This window comes from Sphingobacterium mizutaii (assembly GCF_900187125.1).
Classification (GTDB): Bacteria; Bacteroidota; Bacteroidia; order Sphingobacteriales; family Sphingobacteriaceae; genus Sphingobacterium; species Sphingobacterium mizutaii.
In genome coordinates, this window is the sequence record NZ_LT906468.1 from 3579708 (window position 1) to 3598480 (window position 18773).

At 38.3% G+C, this 18773-nt stretch carries 15 protein-coding genes; 4 read left to right on the forward strand and 11 right to left on the reverse strand.

Going from position 1 to position 18773, the window contains the following annotated elements:
* Nucleotides 1–136: 136 nt before the first annotated feature.
* Complete coding sequence (gene rpsT, locus CKW03_RS15480; protein ID WP_093098462.1) at nt 137–391, reverse strand: 30S ribosomal protein S20; 255 nt, start codon at nt 389–391, stop codon at nt 137–139.
* Between the two features lie 118 nt (nt 392–509).
* On the opposite strand from rpsT, the gene CKW03_RS15485 reads away from it, so the two are divergent.
* Together CKW03_RS15485 and sucD are read left to right on the forward strand one after the other, a co-directional pair.
* Nucleotides 510–1049 (forward strand): RNA methyltransferase, encoded by a 540-nt coding sequence (locus CKW03_RS15485; RefSeq protein WP_093098463.1) that lies wholly within the window; start codon nt 510–512, stop codon nt 1047–1049.
* Nucleotides 1050–1122: 73 nt separating this feature from the next.
* The gene (gene sucD / locus CKW03_RS15490; protein WP_093098465.1) at nt 1123–1995 is read left to right on the forward strand and encodes a succinate--CoA ligase subunit alpha; all 873 of its coding nucleotides are present in this window, start codon (nt 1123–1125) and stop codon (nt 1993–1995) included.
* A gap of 74 nt (nt 1996–2069) precedes the next feature.
* Here sucD and CKW03_RS15495 read toward each other — a convergent pair whose 3' ends face one another.
* The 5 genes from CKW03_RS15495 to CKW03_RS15515 all read right to left on the reverse strand — a co-directional run bounded on the left by CKW03_RS15495 (nt 2070) and on the right by CKW03_RS15515 (nt 4953).
* On the reverse strand, nt 2070–2621 hold the full coding sequence (locus tag CKW03_RS15495) for a DUF4252 domain-containing protein (RefSeq protein WP_093098466.1): 552 nt from the start codon (nt 2619–2621) through the stop codon (nt 2070–2072).
* 19 nt (nt 2622–2640) lie between these two features.
* Nucleotides 2641–3117 carry a DUF4252 domain-containing protein gene (locus tag CKW03_RS15500; RefSeq protein WP_093098525.1) on the reverse strand — a complete coding sequence of 159 codons (477 nt, stop codon included), beginning with the start codon at nt 3115–3117 and terminating at the stop codon, nt 2641–2643.
* Between the two features lie 13 nt (nt 3118–3130).
* Nucleotides 3131–3790 carry a hypothetical protein gene (locus CKW03_RS15505; RefSeq protein ID WP_093098467.1) on the reverse strand — a complete coding sequence of 220 codons (660 nt, stop codon included), beginning with the start codon at nt 3788–3790 and terminating at the stop codon, nt 3131–3133.
* Nucleotides 3768–4274: a GFO_1088 family ECF-type sigma factor gene (locus tag CKW03_RS15510; protein WP_197700942.1), complete on the reverse strand. Its 507-nt coding sequence runs from the start codon at nt 4272–4274 to the stop codon at nt 3768–3770. The genes CKW03_RS15505 and CKW03_RS15510 overlap by 23 nt, the downstream gene beginning before the upstream one ends.
* Before the next feature lie 184 nt (nt 4275–4458).
* A complete protein-coding gene (locus tag CKW03_RS15515; protein WP_093098469.1) occupies nt 4459–4953 on the reverse strand; it encodes a DinB family protein in 495 nt (164 codons plus the stop codon).
* An 84-nt stretch (nt 4954–5037) separates the two neighbouring features.
* On the opposite strand from CKW03_RS15515, the gene CKW03_RS15520 reads away from it, so the two are divergent.
* A complete protein-coding gene (locus CKW03_RS15520) occupies nt 5038–6927 on the forward strand; it encodes a CocE/NonD family hydrolase (RefSeq protein ID WP_093098470.1) in 1890 nt (629 codons plus the stop codon).
* Nucleotides 6928–7052: 125 nt separating this feature from the next.
* Nucleotides 7053–7901, forward strand: coding sequence for a TraB/GumN family protein (locus CKW03_RS15525; RefSeq protein WP_093098472.1), 849 nt, complete (start codon nt 7053–7055; stop codon nt 7899–7901).
* 69 nt (nt 7902–7970) lie between these two features.
* Here the strand turns inward: CKW03_RS15525 and putP are convergent, their stop codons facing one another.
* Genes putP through CKW03_RS15550 form a run of 5 tightly spaced genes read right to left on the reverse strand, consistent with a single transcriptional unit; the run spans nt 7971 to nt 18705 of the window.
* The gene (gene putP, locus CKW03_RS15530; protein WP_093098474.1) at nt 7971–9467 is read right to left on the reverse strand and encodes a sodium/proline symporter PutP; all 1497 of its coding nucleotides are present in this window, start codon (nt 9465–9467) and stop codon (nt 7971–7973) included.
* A gap of 25 nt (nt 9468–9492) precedes the next feature.
* The gene (locus tag CKW03_RS15535) at nt 9493–12366 is read right to left on the reverse strand and encodes a tetratricopeptide repeat protein (protein WP_093098475.1); all 2874 of its coding nucleotides are present in this window, start codon (nt 12364–12366) and stop codon (nt 9493–9495) included.
* A gap of 58 nt (nt 12367–12424) precedes the next feature.
* A complete protein-coding gene (locus CKW03_RS15540) occupies nt 12425–13897 on the reverse strand; it encodes a S10 family peptidase (RefSeq protein ID WP_093098477.1) in 1473 nt (490 codons plus the stop codon).
* Nucleotides 13898–13941: 44 nt separating this feature from the next.
* A complete protein-coding gene (locus tag CKW03_RS15545) occupies nt 13942–15465 on the reverse strand; it encodes a SusD/RagB family nutrient-binding outer membrane lipoprotein (RefSeq protein WP_093098478.1) in 1524 nt (507 codons plus the stop codon).
* Between the two features lie 12 nt (nt 15466–15477).
* Nucleotides 15478–18705: a SusC/RagA family TonB-linked outer membrane protein gene (locus tag CKW03_RS15550; RefSeq protein ID WP_093098480.1), complete on the reverse strand. Its 3228-nt coding sequence runs from the start codon at nt 18703–18705 to the stop codon at nt 15478–15480.
* Nucleotides 18706–18773: the final 68 nt, after the last annotated feature.

The window sequence follows — 18773 nt, forward strand, 5'->3', positions numbered from 1 at the left end:
GACCAAATGGTCAGCGACGCTTTTTTATGGTACCCTAAGTATTGCTATCCCTTGGGCATGGAATCAGAAAAGAATACAAACAAGAAAAGGGATGTTGTAAAAACACCCCTACAATATTTTATAATAAAAGCTTAGATTACGCTAATTTATTAACGAATTTAGTCAACTTAGACTTGTTGTTAGAAGCTTTTTTCTTGTGGATAACATTCTTCTTTGCAAGACGATCAAGCATAGATACCACGCGTGGCAATAATTCTTTAGCTTCTTCTGCAGAAGTAGTGTTACGTAATTTCTTGATTGCGTTACGTGTAGTTTTCGCTTGGTAACGGTTTCTTAAACGCTTCGCAGCGTTAGCTCTAATTCTTTTGATCGACGATTTATGATTTGCCATTTCTCTTAGCTATATAATATTTTAAATCTTTTATACTTTATTTCGGACTGCAAAAATAACACAGAAAATCTAATATTCAAAATCATTTTTAATTTTTCGAAATGATTATCTTTGCAAGATGCAAAAATTATCCATGGATCAGCTCAATCGGGTTGATGTTGAAACCTTTAAATCTCAAGAGAAAACTCCCTTAGTCATTGTATTGGACAATGTGAGGAGCATGCACAATGTAGGTTCGGCCTTTCGTACGGCAGATGCTTTTGCCATTGATAAGATCGTTTTATGTGGTATTACGGCTACTCCACCGCATCGTGAAATAGAAAAGACGGCGTTAGGAGCTACCCAATCTGTCACTTGGGAATACGAGAAAGACAGCGTGGATGCCATCAAAAAATTAAAGGAGGAAGGATTTGAGGTCTATGCAATCGAACAAACCAATAACAGCATCTCCTTGGAGACCTTTGAACCTGTAACAAACAAGAAGTATGCGGTAGTTTTTGGCAATGAGGTCCATGGTGTGGAAGAGGATATCATTGCGATCGCGGATGGTACCTTGGAAATCCCACAATTTGGGACAAAACATTCCTTCAATGTTTCTGTTACCATAGGTATAGTACTGTGGGATTTAATCAATAAAACCAAGTTTATTAAAAAATAACAAAATACCTACCTATCTGATTTTTAGAAGTCATATCAAAATAGTAGATTTGCGTTGCAAAAAATAAGACAAAATGAGTGTATTAGTAAATAAAGATTCCAAAGTAATCGTTCAAGGTTTTACCGGAAACGAAGGTACTTATCATGCGTCTCAAATGATTGAGTACGGTACAAACGTAGTAGGTGGTGTTACTCCTGGTAAAGGTGGCCAAACACACTTAGACCGCCCAGTATTCAACACTGTTCAAGATGCTGTTGATGCTACAGGTGCAAATGTTTCTATTATTTTTGTTCCACCTGCATTTGCTGCTGACGCTATCATGGAAGCTGCTGCTGCTGGTATTGCTTTAATTGTTTGTATTACCGAAGGTATTCCAACAAAAGACATGATTCAAGTAAAATCTTACTTGAGCGACAAAAACTCACGTTTAATCGGTCCTAACTGTCCTGGTATCATCACTGCTGAAGAAGCTAAGATTGGTATCATGCCAGGTTTCATCTTCAAAAAAGGTTCTGTAGGTGTGGTATCTAAATCAGGTACTTTGACTTACGAAGCAGTAGACCAAACTGTGAAAGCAGGATTAGGAATCACTACAGCTATCGGTATTGGTGGTGACCCAATCATTGGAACTACAACGAAAGAAGCTGTTGAGTTGTTGATGAACGACCCAGAAACCAAAGGTATCATCATGATTGGTGAGATCGGTGGTGGAATGGAAGCTGAAGCTGCTCGTTGGATCAAAGAAAACGGAACTAAACCAGTTGTTGGTTTCATCGCTGGACAAACAGCGCCTCCGGGACGCCGTATGGGTCACGCTGGTGCAATCGTTGGTGGTGCTGATGATACTGCTGCTGCTAAGATGAAAATCATGGAAGAATGTGGTATCCGTGTTGTTGAATCACCTGCTGAAATTGGAAAAGCAATCGCTGAAGAATTAGCTAAATAATTCCCTTAAGCGAAAATCATAAAGAAAGCCTGACTCGAATGAGCCAGGCTTTTTTATTAACTAAACAACGAAACTTAAGATTCTTCTGAATTTTCCATTTTCTTATCCTTTTTATTTTGCTGGCTGCTTTCATAATGTTCAATCAGTTGATTGAGTTCATTTAAATTGATATCCGATTTCAGATCCACAAACACCTGATCCTCCTCATCCGTGATACCCAACATGACATTCTTTATCCTATCCCCTTTTGTTTTTGTGTTGATGGAAATCTTTGAGCCATCACTATAAATACTCATTAGCTCCTCAAAATCATTCTTCACCAGATAACTGTTGAATTTGTCGTATAGGTTGGAATCCCTTCCACCGCCTGAAACTGCCATCAATTTAATTTTCTTGATCTTCTTCAAGGCCAGGGCTAATGCAGGATCATCTTCTCTCAGTTCCCTGATCTTTCCACGGATAAATGTTTTCATCAGGATTCCTGGGACATTGATAGATACAATTTCAGCACCACCTGACAGTTTAGTGCCTTTTGCGAAATCCATGTTTGCGCCCCGTTTTATCATGCAACTTTGCATGCTGAAGAAAATAATAGCGGCACAAATAATTCCAATGTAGCGTTTCATAATGTTAGTTTTATTAAGGTTAGTTTTCGTTATTGTTTACTAGGGCATTGATGTCGTCGTATTTCACGGCTCCATCAAGGATCATGAATACAGTTTCTTCATCGGAGTTGATACTCAGCAACAGGTTATTCAAGAAATCGCCTTCAACATTTTCAGCTAAGAATCGGATTTTGTCACCATCGGAATTGATCACCAACAATTCTTCGTATTTAAGGTTTCCAATTGCTGAACTTACTTCCTTCTGGATGGAGGAACCTGCATTTTCAAAAACCAACATCTTGATGGAATTGATCTTGCTCAATAATGGTTTGATGGTTTCCACGTCAGCATCATTGATCTTCATCTTGTTCAACATCTTGAACATTGGTTTACCAATCTTGATCGAAGTAACCCCTTTTTGCTCTTTATATTGCTCAAATATTTGGTCCAATTTAGAGATCTGAGCCTGTGCCATGCTTGCCACAAATAGGCTGATTATTAACATGAACGTTTTCATAGTTTTCATTTTTTTAGATTTCAATTTTTAAATACTTAATGTTTTCGACGCCTTCCATCCCTTTCTTCAAATTAGAAGCAGCAAAATGCAAGGCAGTCTCCGTAACCTCAAGAGCTTTCTCTTCATCATAGATCCTGACGCCATTGACTTCAACAAACAACTCTTCATTCTGATCAGGTTCAGCTTGCACTGCTTGTTGAGCCTGTGCTGAAGGTTTCCTTGTAGAGGCTAATTGCGTGCTTTTAAAGGAACTTTCCTCCTCATGCTGACCATTGCGCCAATCATCCTCAGCGACAGCTGTAGGTTCGTCCTTAGGCAGCTCCACATCCAATGCTTTCGGACTTTCATTCGCTACAGCAACTTTATTAGGATTTTGAATGTCTGTATTGCCATTGAATTGGCGGATCAGGAAAAATCCCAAAAGCAAAGAGGCCGCAATACTAGTCAGTGTAATGATTCTTCGAGACAATGGAATGATTTTCTTTTCAGCCGGTATTTCAGCTTCGGCTTCATCCATAAAACTCTCAAAATCCCAGTCCATCTTTTCCTCAGGTTGCTTGAGCATGGAAAAGAATTCTTCATTCTCCAGTTCTTTCAGCTGACGCTCCTCTTCCAGGGATGTCTTACCTTCCCAGTATTTAGCTTTCAGCTTATCCAATTCTTCTCTTTTCATATTCAAAAACCTTAGTTAAGTTTACTCTTACGCTGTTCCTAGCTCTCGAGAGATTGACCCTCACTGCATTCTCTTCCAGCCCTGCCATCTCGGCGATGTCTACAATTTCATATTCTTCAATATCCCTTAGGTACATCACCAGCCGTTGCTTTTCCGGCAACCCATCGATCATTTTCATGATTAGCTCTTTGGTCATCGATGGATACTTCTCATGTTGAATATCTGCGGGCAATTGATTTAGATATTTCGCATGCCTTCCCAGTTTATCAATTTTGTTGTAGGCCATATTTCTGACCATTTGCATGGCAAAAGCTTCTACACTCTTCAACTGTGTCAATTGACCCCTCTGCTCCCACAGTTTCATCATCACCTCCTGTACCAGATCGTAAGCATCTTCCTGATGTTCCAGAAACCTATTTGCAAACCGGTACAACTTATCCTTCAGGACAAATACCGTATTTTTAAAGGTCTCTTGGTTCATCATTATTAGTGCTTATTTAATAACAAGACAGATTGCACTGCCCATCTATTACATGGAAAAATAAAAAAACTGAAAAATATTTATAAACTACTCATATTCAGTATTAAAAATATCATTAATCCCTTCCATATTTAACAAAAAAATGCCAGAAGATTATCTTCTGGCATTTAATCTTTTTGAAATCTACCTATTTCTTTTCATCTGCGGAAGGTCCATACAAACCCGGTACAGGAATATCCAACAATCTTAGGTAAACAGTCAACTGACCTCTATGATGAATCAAATGATTATTGATCACAAAACGAAGTGCTCCAAGTTTTGGCATCTCACCCACAACGTAGGTATCGACTCTCATTGTCCATTTGCTGAACCAATCCTCTTCTGGAAATTCGTCGATAGTTTTTTCATTTCTTTTATACCCTTCATCTAGTGCTTTCTTCAGTTCCTCCACACTGTTTGGGTGAAATGGTTTATAGTCTGTCGCTAAGTTAAAATCGTTTTTCGTCAAAGCATCTGAAACCCAATTATGCAGCTCTACAATATGCCCCGCTAAATTGCCTAATGACATGGATTTTTCATGAGGTTTAAAAGACAAGTCCTCATCTTTCAATCGATCTAAGATCCTTCTTGTGTTATTGGTTTCGCGCTCCAATTCTACTAAAAATCCTTCTTTAATGCTCATATAAATAATGTATTAATGTTAACCTAAGTTATCAAAAAAAGTATAACTTTAACTTTATTAAACTAAAATAAAAAACCTATCCAAATGAAGAAATTATTAACTCTTTGTATCCTTTTCCTCCTATTAGGTATACAAAGCAAAGGTCAGGATGCCAATGCCGATTATGTAAAAACGCATTATGACAAAACCGAACAGTACATCACCATGAGAGATGGTACACGACTGTTCACCTCAATCTATTCCCCAAAAGACAAGTCGAAGAAATACCCTATCATGCTGAACCGAACTCCTTATACCGTTGCCCCCTATGGCGAAGGGAAATTCAAGGCCAGTTTGGGAAATTTCCCAGAGATGATGAAAAAGGGTTATATCTTCGTTTACCAAGATGTACGTGGTAAATGGATGAGTGAAGGTACTTTTGAAGACATTCGCCCAACCAAAACCAAAGAAAACAAGCATACCATTGATGAAAGTACGGATACTTACGACACCATCGATTGGTTGGTAAAGAATCTAAAAGGAAATAATGGCAAAGTGGGTATGTATGGTATCTCCTACCCAGGTTTCTATTCTACTGTAAGCCTAGTGGGTAGCCATCCAGCATTGAAAGCAGTTTCTCCGCAAGCGCCAGTTACCGACTGGTTCATTGGTGATGATTTTCACCATGGAGGAGCCTTATTCTTGGCAGACGCTTTCCGTTTCATGTATTCCTTCGATGCGCCAAGACCAAAACCGATTACCAATGAAAATGGACCAAAAGGATTTCAGTTGCCATCAAAAGACCTTTACAAGTTCTTTTTGGACAACCCAACTTTATCAGGCTTAAAAAATGAATACCTGAGCCATACCGTTAAGTTCTGGGACAATTTGGCGAAGCACAGCACCCTAGACAGCTTCTGGGTGGCTAGAACTATCACCAATCATCTAAACGACGTTAAACCAGCTGTAATGGTGGTTGGCGGTCTTTACGATGCAGAGGATACGTATGGTGCTTTCCAAACCTACAAACAAATCGAAAAACGCAACAAAAAGAATAACTCCATCTTGGTAATGGGACCTTGGTTCCATGGAGGATGGGTTCGTGGAGAAGGTGATTATTTTGGCGATATCCGCTTTGGACAAAAAACAAGCTTGGATTACCAAAAGAAATTTGAAGCACCTTTCTTCGAATACTACCTAAAAGGTGAAGGATCCTTCAACCCTTCTGAAGCCAACATCTTTTTCACTGGCGCCAATGAATGGAAGAATTTTGACCAATGGCCGCCAAAAGATGTGTACACTAGTGAGCTTTTCTTGAACGGAAATGGCAAGATCACAACCCAAGCAGACGATAAAGCAGAATCCTTCGTAGAGTACGTGAGTGACCCGAACAAACCAGTACCTTTCCAAGAAGGTCTGATTGAAAACAGAACCAGAGAATACATGATCGCAGACCAACGCTTCGTGGCCAATCGTCCAGATGTCATGGTTTTTGAAACTGGGGTATTAACCTCAGACATTACCATGGCAGGCCCTGTTGTTGCTGACTTAAATGTTTCCATGACAGGCACCGATGCTGACTTTATCGTTAAGATCATCGATGTTTATCCAGACACCTCTTCTGCAACATCCGCAGTTAATGAAAAAGTGGTGATGCCCAACTACCAGATGCTAGTTAGAGGAGAAATCCTTCGTGGTAAATTCCGCAATAGCTTTAGTAATCCAGAAGCATTCAAACCTAATGAAATTACTCCTGTGAGTGTGGTGTTGCCAGATGTAGCACATACTTTCAAAGCAGGACATAAAATCATGGTGCAGATCCAACACACTTGGTTCCCATTAGCAGATAGAAACCCTAATCAATTTATGGATATCTATAAAGCCAAGGCAGAGGATTACATCAAGAATACACATAGGTTATACTTTGATAAAAACCATCCTAGTAAAATCAAATTTGAAACCCTTGGAGATTTCAAATTGAAAACTGGAGAATAACAGAAAGGGACGAATAAAATTCGTCCCTTTTTATTTCGTTTTTTTAAATTTCCAATTATTTGCACATTTATTGTAACGATTGATTACGATCATATACTTACTATTTGAATTTACACTAAAACAATATGAAAAAACTAATCCTTACTGCAATGGCAATTATGATGACCATTGCCTTATTTGCCCAGAACAAAGAAACATTCCTATGGAAAGTATCAGGAAACGGATTAACAAAGGATTCCTATGTCCTTGGCACCATCCACATGGCATGTGGTCCTGATTTCAAAATGGAAGATAAAATTAAAGAAGCCGTCAAAACAACCGACCGTATTGCTCTAGAACTTAATGCTAGCAATCCAGAAACTGTCAAATCATTACAGGCCCATATCGGACCAGTTCCGGGTTTCTTTGATGGTCTAGCACCTGAAAAGAAACAATTGATCGACTCTGTCCTGACTGCCAAGAACCTATCACCTGCAATGTTAGATCAAGTAGGTCCAGCAGTGCTGTTGTCTATTTTGTCCATGCAGGCTTTTGAATGTCAAGATCCTAAGGACATGAAATCGATGGAATTAGAATTGCTGAAATTAGAAGGAGCTGCTGGCAAACCAGTTGATGAACTGGAAACAGCGGAATTCCAGATCAACTTAATGAACGAATTCTTCAAGGCTGAAGACCTTTATACTTACCTAAGGGATCTGGATAAAATGAAGGCAACAACCAAGGATTTGGTATCCAAATATTTTAACAATAAAGTTTCTGAGGTTGAAGAGTTATTGTTTAAGACCTCTTCCTTTAGTCCAGAAAAAGAAGAAATGATGTTGACCAAAAGAAATCAAGAATGGTTGACTAAAATGCCTGAAATGATGAAAGCCAACCCAACATTCTTTGCCGTTGGTGCAGGACATTTATTAGGTAAAAATGGTGTTATCCAATTATTGAAGGACAAAGGATATAAAGTTACGCCTGTTCTTTAATCTGACCCTATAAAAAAGTAAAGCGCTGATCGAATCCGACCAGCGCTTAATAATCAATCTGTTGTTTATCTATGATTTGACGATGCGTTTTACTTCATCGAACTCATCCTGAATTTCCTGATTTACAGGTTTTGATAACAAGGAAACAATGACAATGGTTAAAAAGCTCAATATAAAGCCCGGAATCATTTCATAAACGTCCTTATGATCATGAGGTACATATACCCACAATAACACGACGGCACCTCCAACTAACATTCCTAACAAACCGGCCATAGCAGTAGTTCTTTTCCACAGAAGGGATAATAACACAATTGGTCCAAATGCGGCACCAAATCCAGCCCAAGCATTTCCAACCAAATTCAAGATACTATCCTTAGGATTCAGGGATAATAACAAAGCAATTACGGCTACAATCAAAACGGAAAGTCTGCTCACTTGCAACATAGTCTTTGCTGAAGCTTGCTTGTTGAAGAAGGTTCGGTAGATATCTTCCGTCATGGAACTCGAAGTCACCAATAATTGAGAAGAAATCGTACTCATTACTGCAGCTAGGATCGCCGACAATAGGAATCCACCGATCAAAGGATGGAATAATACCCTTGAAGTGTAGATAAAGATGGTTTCAGCCATTTCCTTCGATCCATCAAACTTGGACATGGTAGCCGTATCAAATTTAGCTAAATAGGCAATTCCGAAAAGACCTACCAACATGGCACCACCTACTGTGAAAATCATCCAGGTAATACCGATATTTCTAGCCTTCGGAATGTCTTTAACACTATCAATAGCCATGAAACGAACCAATATATGGGGTTGACCAAAATATCCTAATCCCCAAGCAAGAAGGGAAACAATGGAGATGGTGGTCGTTCCTTTAAATAAGTCCAGGTAATCTGAATTTTTATTGTCAATAATGCTAATGGTTTCCCCTAAGCCACCAATCTGTGTAACCATCACAATAGGCAAGATTACAAGGGCCGTTACCATAATGGTACCTTGTACGAAGTCTGTTAAACTTACCGCCAAGAAACCACCTAAAAAAGTATACAGAACCACGACAAAAGTCGTTACATACAAACCAGTGTAATAATCTATATTAAAGGCTGATTCAAACAAACGTCCTCCCGAAACCATACCTGCAGAGGTATATAAGGTAAAGAAAACCAGGATAAACACCGACGACGCAATTTTCAACAATTGGGTCTTATCATGGAACCTGTTTTCAAAAAAGACTGGTAATGTAATGGAGTTCTTGGCAACCTCAGTATAAACGCGCAACCTTGGGGCGACTAAAACATAATTTAGGAAAGCCCCAATAGTCAAGCCTATGGCTATCCAAGAACTGGACAATCCTGCGGCGTACATCGCACCTGGCAAACCCATCAATAACCAACCACTCATATCAGCAGCGCCGGCGGACAATGCGGTTACTGCGGCGCCCATTTTACGCCCTCCAATTAAAAACTCCTCTGAGTTACTCGTTGATTTCTTCCAGGAATAAAAACCTATCAGAACCATCAATAGCATATAAAGGCCAATGGAAATTAATTCGTATGTATTCATGTAATAATTTTAATTTGTAAAGATGCTATAAAATTGCTGGAATTTCCACTCCTTTTAAACGATTAGTTAAAATATTATCTGCTTTATTGTTAGATTTCCCTATTTCTTTCAACAACTTAATCCCATCTACTTCATAAGGATATAGTGCTAATGCTTCGTCAAGAAGACTTAATGCCTTATCCGTATTGCTTTCTTTTAAATTGATCAATGCCTGACTGACTAAATCCGATGCTCTATAAAACAGGCTGTTATTGCTTTTCAATTTTTGGCGAAATGCCTTTGCATCATCCAATCTGTTATTGGCAGCCAACAGCCTCACCAATCTTTGGTTATACAAAGGTTCCAATCGAATTGGATCACCACCTCTTACCATCAATTTATTCAAGAACTCATTCAATTCTTTGGTTTTTCCTTGTTTGGCATAGACCTCAGCAAATAGCAATTCAAACTCTGGTCGGTTCACTTGAGAAGCTTGCAGAGTACGATAGATCTGTTGTAGATTTTTCAATGCTTCATCATATTTTCCATTTGCAGTCAAAGCTTCAATATGTTGCGTACGGATAATATAATTTTGCGGTTTCTGAGCAGCTAAATGTGATAAAACAGCAATCTCATCAGCATAACCTAGCAATGATTTCTGCCATGCCTTGAAAGTCTTGGAATCATCTTTTCTATCCCGTAGATAGGTAGAGATCTCCGATCCATTTTTCACATATTCATCCGCCACATCCATGGCTTGTTTCAGCATACCTCTTTGGAAATAGAAATTTCTTAAGATTCCAGAGTTCTTAGCTTTTTCCATGTAATCGACCTCAATATCATAAGCTTTTTTGAGCAATGCCGCCTGCGCTGCTAAATTATTAGGTTGGGTTGCCATAAGGATATTCCCTTCTACCGAATAAATAGGAGCATAATTAGCATCGATTGCTTTCGCAGATTTCAATCGGTTTGAAGCCTCATCATATTTACCCTCTGACAACAAATATTCAGCATAATCAACGAAAGCTGGCAAATATTGCTGATCATATTGAAGGGCAGTATCCAGATAAGAATACGCCTCTTTAAGGTCATTCTTAGCAGAGTTTCTAGCTAAATTCACATATACCTCAGACCAATTAGAAGCCATAGCCTGTTTATCACCGGCCAAATAAGCTTTCTCTTTAGTGATCATATCATCCAAAAAGGCATACATCTTAGGATCCTTGGTCTTCAGGTCGTTCAAGGTATTCATCGATTTAAAATCCAATGGATGCACTTTAACCATTTCAAAATAGGCCGGATAGGTCTGCGCTAAATACTCAGACTCATTGTTCTGTGAATAATAGTCTAGGGTCAGTCCATTTTCCATGGCATTATAATATAGCTCACGGATCTTTCTATTTTGCTTATCTGTCAATACCTGACCATGGAACAGATGCACATATTCGTGCAAGATCACATTTCTTTCTTGAAATGCGCCACGCTCCACATATTCGATGGCTGCAGCACCCGATCCTACTCCACGGATATCCATCCATTGACGATTGTCAAAGGTAGAGTTAAACCTGAAGTAAGGAGCTTTCATGGCTAAAGCCAAATCGATATGCAATGGCGGAACGACAAACACGCGATGTTGTTTTACCAAAAATGGAAAATATACTGTAGCAGTATACAATTGATTCCAAGCCATGCCTTTAGCAACATTTCCAGGATAATAAGCAAGATCAGGAAAGACCTCCAAGAAATCATGCATATTGGTAATATTAGGATTTTTTATTGCTGCACTTATACTAGGATAAGTTTTCAGATAAGGAATTCTTTTGGATTTGATAACTGCTGCCAATCCATTGTGGGCAGGCCCATAATGATGCTTTTCATTTAAAATATTTAAGAAAATCTTTTCCGCATTATCCAATCTTTGTTTCCGATCGGAGGCATCAAAATCACCGTACAACAGGGATGCTTTGTGCATTTCAGGTAATACGGATTTTGGATGTGCTTTTTCTATTTGATCTACTTTTTGAAGTGCTGCCTCAATTTTGTTCCCGGTGAACAATTCATCGGCCTCCTCCAACTCATGTCTGATGGTTTTTTCATTTTCATCCACATAATCGGCGTAGGTCAAATTGGTATGGCCATTTCCTAAATGCCAATGAGATTGAAAATGCAATGGATTTAGCGCCAATGCAATTTCCCATTGGGCAACCATATCACCTAATTGAGTCGCATCAATCCTTCTCCAGATTGCATAGCCATAATAAAACCTGGCATCCGCATTCAAAGGATTTAATTTCAATCCTTTGACCAATACTTCCTCAGCGTCTTTAGGTTTTTGGTCCCAAAAGAAAACATCTGCTTTCAAAAAATACCCAGCAGCATTATTAGGCATTTTCTCAATAAGACTATTCGCTAAGGCTAAAGCCTCAGGGTACTTTTTCTGTAGCATCAAGGCCCTTCCCAAAACAAGGTTTGTTTCGATGTCATTTGGATTTTTCAGCAAAAGAGCTTTACTCATTTGCTCGGCTGTTTCCAATTCCCAAGCCTCAATTTTTAGAATCGCAAAAGCACGCTGTACTTTCAGGTCAGCTTGATCTTTTTTACTTAGTTTTAATAGATCTTGTTCCGCAGCTTTGAAATCATTGTTTAGCCAATGGTATTTAAATTTTAATACAGCTGCTTCTTGAGCATTAAGTTTCTTTCCTAGGTTTAATTCATTGTTTACTAAGTTCCATTCACCCAGATCCATAAGATGATTTAAGGTCTCATATTTAGATTTAGAATCCAACTTAAGATCTTGAATAAATTTGGTTTTCTCTTGATCAAGATAAGTTTTGACCGCTTTGGTGTCATTGATATAGTCTTGAGCTTGAACCGTACCTAATCCAGCAAAGACGAAAAGAATAAGATGTTTTATTCGCATAATACATAAGAGATAAAAGCCAGTCCGAAGGGAAGGACTGGCTTAATTAAAAAAAACACTAGTATTTAGCTGGTTGATCAGCTGCTGGTAAAGATTTTTTAATGAATTGACGAATATCTTCGTTTGCTTTGATTAAGTCTTCTTTACGTAAATACATCATGTGACCACTTCTGTATCCGATCCAACTCATTCTTGATTTCAATTTACCAGAAGGATCCATTTGCCACATATTATACTTAGCATTGAAATAATCACAAGCAGCATCGTAGTACCCTGACTGAACCATTAAATGCAAGTAAGGGTTAGCTGCCATCGCTTGTCTTAAATTATAACCTGTGTTGTCATTGCTTCTATCCCAAGGATGAACTGGTCCGAACATATTATATTTCACATCCGCCTTATAATTCAGCTCATTGGTATAATAGTAATTAATTGCTGGGGTAAAGGAATGCAACCAAGAAGTTAATTCTGAATTATAATCTGGACGTTCACCACCATCGCGGAAGTCCATACCGATATATCTTGAATCCAAACGACCCACAGTTTTACCTTGATCACGCAATAATTCTTTCCAATATAATGCAGTTGGAATATCCATATTGTTTTGCTCAATTACAGTTTCAGACAATCCAGAATATCTAGCCATTTTCTTGATCACTGCTGATTTTTCTGCAGCACTGATACTAGAACCTTTTGCGATAGCTGGAAGTAGTTCTTCGATAGTGAATTTTTCCACTTCAGGAAGGAATTCTTCTAAATCTCTGTTTTGCAATTCTGGAGCTAACTGCTTATGGTACCATGCTGTAGCAGCATAGTATGGCCAAAAGTTAGCTTTTTCCACTGCACCTTCTCTCTTAATACCAAGATCAGTTGGAGATACTAAGATTACTCCATTCAAGTACATCCATTGAGCATTTTGCAATTCTAAGGCTAAACCAGAAACACGGGTGGTACCATAACTTTCACCGATTAAATATTTAGGTGATGCCCAGCGATTGTTTCTAGTTACAAATGTATTGATCCATTCCGCTAAATATTTAATATCGGCATTGGTACCAAAGAAAAGAGAACGATCAGCTTTTTCGTCTAATATGCGTGAATAACCGGTATTGATTGGATCAATGTACACGATATCGGCCACATCTAAGATAGAATATGGATTTTCCTTTACACCATAAGGTTGTAATGGATAACCTTCATCATCGATGTTTAGAATTCTAGGACCAGTGTATGCTAAGTGCATCCAAACTGAACCTGAACCTGGGCCACCATTGAAGGAAATCACTAGAGGTCTTTTTGCTCTATTACTGATATCATCGCGTGTATAATACGTGAAATGAACAGTAGCTAAAACATTGCCTTTTTGATCCCAAACTGGTTGTGTTCCGGTCATTGCTGTATAGCCAAATTTCTGACCATTTGCAGTAACACTATGTTTTGTAACAATTGTGCTATCTGCTAAGGGCATTCGTTGAGCCTGCACAGCAATCGTCATAATTAGTGCTGATAAAATTAAAATGTATCTTTTCATTGTGTTTATATTGTTGATAATTGATTACAATTGAAATTTATTAATTATTGTCTGGTATCCCAAAATACTCTTTCCAACATGCTAGATTTCTGTTTGATATTTGGATTATTGTTTGCTTCTGATTGAGAATATAACAATGATCTTGGAACCTCATCGTAAATAGCTATTGGTTTTTTCAAAGGTGTCAATGCAGGATAACCTGTTCTTCTGTAATCTGTCCATGGTTCAGCAACAACCCCAAAATTAGCAATGTACTTTTCAGTAATAATCTGTTCTAATTTTTGCTGGTTTGTTCCTGCTAAAGTACCCTTACTTGCCATATAAGTGGCTAAGCTGCTTGCAGGTAATTTACTTTCATCAAATGAAGCCTTAATGCCCGCAGCATAGAAGGTTTGCGCTTCTGCTGCTGCTCCGTTCATCAATGCTGCCTCTGCACGGATAAAATTGTACTCTGCAAAAGTCAACAAACGAGCAGGTGATTCTCCACTATAGGAAATAGCCCCAGTTTGTAATGCTCCTTTAGCATCCACCATGCTAGGATTGAAGGAAGTCACATTTCCATATAAATATTCATGTAATCTGGAATACTCACTGGAAACATTCGCATCCATTACACTTGAACCTTTATAGGTTTTTGGATTTGAAAAATATGGGAATGGTGTAAAATACCTCTCTCTACGTGGATCTTCATTATTGTTCATCAAATCAACGATATAGCGATTAGGCAAGAATTGATTTCTGTATTGGCCCAATTCAATACTGTAAATCGGATTCTGACGTTGGGGAGAACTTAAGAAGTTCATTGTGAATCCATCCTCATTGCTAGCAAAGAATTTTGCACCTGAATTAATCAGCTCATTGATCTTGGTTTTGGAGAAGTTAGGATCTTTTGCAGAATAATGCAGGTAAATTCTCAATTTCAAGGTGTTTCCAAATTTCTCCCATTTTTCCTTAGATGTTGCCCAATTGCTTGAAGCATAAATGGCAGAGAACGAATTTGGAGAAAGAACAGATGTCCCGGCATTGATATCTGCAATTCCTTCATCGATTAAACGGATCAAATCTTTATAGATCAATTCATCATCGTCAACCTCTGGCTTTAAATTTTCTCCAAACATGGAAGCATTAAAATAAGGAACATCTCCCCAGGCATCCACTGTTACTTGATAAATATAAGCTTTCAAAAGTTTCGCTACACCCGCATAATGAGGACTGCCCTCTTCTGTTGCTTGTTTAATGAGAACTGATATATCACTTAATGCGGTACCAAACAAGGTTACCCATTGATTATTAATATCAGAATCATTCACGTTGTAACGTTCATATTCTTTAAAAGCGACGTGTCCTTGAACAGGTCCTTGTCCACTAAATTGTTGAACAAAAGCGCCACTTACACGTAATAAATCACTCGCCCCAAAATATCCCACATTTACAGTCACAGCAGGCAGTAATTGATTAATACCAACCTTAGTAACGTTGTTTGGATCATCATTTACATCCAAAAACGAACTGCAAGATGCAGCACCTAACAAGGTAGCGACTGTTAATAAACTAAATATCTTTTTCATCTTCTTTCAATTTTATAAGCTAAATCTTACACTACCTCCAATGGTTCTCGGTGTTGGACTGAATCCAAACTCCAATCCCCTTGCATTACTGATACCTAACAAGTTTTGTTCTGGATCAAGGTGTGGGAAGTTTGGAGCATAGGTCAACAAGTTCCGACCATATACCGAAATATTTACTCCTTTAATAAAATTCTGTCCTTCCAACCATTTTGTTGGCAACTTATAGGAAATGTTAGCCTCTCTCAGTTTTACAAAAGTTCCATCCAATACATATCCTTCCCAGGCTACATATTTACCTTGTAAGCTATAGTATTGTTGAGCAGAAACGTAGGTAGTATTTGGTGAACCATTTTCTAATACACCTTCGAAAATATATGGCTTAGTCACATTTCCTGAACCATCAATACGTTCAAATTCCGCTGTTTCTTCAGCTACCCCTTGGATTCTTAAATCCCCAATGGTCCTTGACATCACATCACCTTTATATTTGAAATCTACTAAGAAGGATAAGGTAAAGTCCTTATAGTTAAAGTCATTGGTCCATCCTAAATTAAATTTAGGGTTAGGATTTCCTACTTTTTGAACACTGGTTGTTGGTTTTGGTAATCCATTGGCATTAATAATCATTCGGCCTTGATCATCTCTTTGATACGCATTTGACCAAATCTGTCCATATTCTTGTCCTGCCACCAATCTAATATTCGGAGAGGTAAATCCACCAATGGAGATATTACTTACTCCTGGTGCCAATTCCTCCACTATAGATTTGAATTTGGTAAAGTTAAATCCTGATCTCCAAGTGAAGTTTTCTTTCTGAACTGGCACTAAATTCAACATCAACTCGATACCTTTGGTCGATAAACTACCCGCGTTGGTCACCATTGAAGTAAAACCTGATGAAGAAGGTGCAGGTACTGCAAAGATTAAGTTACGGGTATCTCTTTCATACACCGATCCCTCAAAGCTGATCCTACCATTGTACAAAGACAAATCTAATCCCAATTCATACTCTCTTGTAAACTCTGGTCTTAAGTCATTATTTCCAGCGCTATTATTCAAGGTATAGCCTGCTAGTCCATTATATGGAAAACTTACCAAAGTGGAAACGAAACCATCTGAAGCACTTGCTCTACCGAAATAGGTATTGGTAGCATAAGGTTCTGTTCCTTTACCTACTTCACCCACATTGGCACGAACTTTTGCCATGGTCAATACATTTGATTTTAGACTTGGAAATGCATCAGTCAGCACTAAACTCACAGCTGCTGCCGGATAAAAGATGGATTGATTTCCTTTGGATAATGTTGAAGAAAAGTCATTCCTAGCCTTTACGTTCAAGGATAAATAAGATTTATAATCCATTACCACGTCGGCAAATACCCCAACTTGTCTGTTTTGATTGATGTTTCCTGAAGTATTAAAAGTCAAGAAGTTACTTTGGTTATCAAAATTTGGCAATACAATACCTAAACCAGTAGATTGTAGCGTATTTCTATTATTTGCAATAATTTCATTACCTACTGTAGCAATCAAGTTCCAATTTTCAAACACCTTCTTATTTGCAGTCACTGTGAAATAAGAGTTGATATTTTTCATTGAAACATTGCGATCCTGTACCCCACCTGCTCCAGCTGAACTTGTATTACCATTACTGCGGATTCCTTTATTATCAAATCCTTTAGATACCATACTGAAAACATCGGCACCTACTTTTAAATCGGCTGTTAACCAATCTAAGAAATCATATTTCAAGTTAATGTTACCGTAGAAGCGGTTAACCTCATTGTTATTTCTAATATTTTCAATCGACCAGTATGGATGATCCTCCGGCGCAAACCATAATTGGTTACCTTCCGCATCTTTAAATGGCATATTGGTCAAATCATAACTTCTTGGTGTATAAATACCCCTCCAAAGTGGATTGGCACCTTGGTTACCAGCTTGTGTACGATTTGAAACGTTATTCACATAAGAAAATGAAGTACCAACTTTAAATTTATCGGTTAGGTCAGTAGAAGCATTTACGGAAATATTATTTCTAGTAAGCTTATTGCTTGGAAGGAGACCTGTTTCTACAGTATATCCATAAGATACACGATAGTCATATTTTTCTCCAGAACCTGTAAAACTTAAATCGTTTACAGAACTTACAGAGTTTTGAAGGATATCATTGATATTATCTGGATAGGCTTGCAAATTCTCTTTATCGCCAAACCAGTTGGTCACCTCTTGTCCAGCTATCTTTGGTCCCCAAGATCCTGTTACGGAATTATTATAGTTTCCGTTACTACCTTGCGCATATTCATTTTGGAAAGCTGGCATTCGGGAAACCATACCAACACCAGTATTTGTTCCTACTGATATCTGATTTTTAATCCCTTTTTTTGCTTTCTTCGTCGTAATCAAGATTACCCCAGACGCTGCTCTAGAACCATACAGTACAGTAGCGGCAGCACCCTTAAGAACACTCATGGATTCAATATCCTGCGGGTTGATATCCGAAATACGGCTTGAATTTACAACCCCAGAGTTTACTGAGTTACCCCCACCTGAATTGTCCAAAGGAATACCATCTACCACATATAAGGGTTGGTTACTTCCAGTGAACGTCGAAAATCCCCTGATGGTAATATTTGACCCCGCAAATCCACCACCCGAACCACTTACTTGAACACCTGATAACCTACCCGCCAAAGCATTGGTAACATCCGGAGTTGGTGATTTCGATAATTCGTCCGCTTTGACTTCAGCTACCCCATATCCCAAAGTCTTACGGTCACGTTTAATACCAAATGAAGTGACAACTACCTCTTCAATATCTGTTGAGGAATTCTCTTTTAAGACAATTCTCATCTGTGTAGCGGTGTTGATTGGCATTTCGGTCGTCGCATAGCTCATGTGGCTGATGACCAAAACACCTTTTGGTTTTGTCGTCTGAAAAGAGAATCTACCCTGATCATCCGATTTGGATCCTTCATTGGTGCCTTTTACCAAAATAGAAGCGTTAGGAACTGGCGCTCCTTGTTCATCCACTAAAACACCTTTTACAGTTGTTTGTTGAGGGAGACCAAAAGAATAATCCAGATTCGATTCTATTTTATCTGTTTTCCAAAGATAGTGAGGCGCGGCCTCAGCATTTGCCATGAACAAAATAGAACTTGAACAAAGGACAAGTTTTAAGAGATTCATAGGCTTTAGGTAATTTATGTTTGGAACGTCATTAGGTTTATTCCAGCTCATAATTTTAGTTTTTTAAATAAATTGTTATTAATAAATTATTATTTTAATTATTATGCAACTAAAACTAA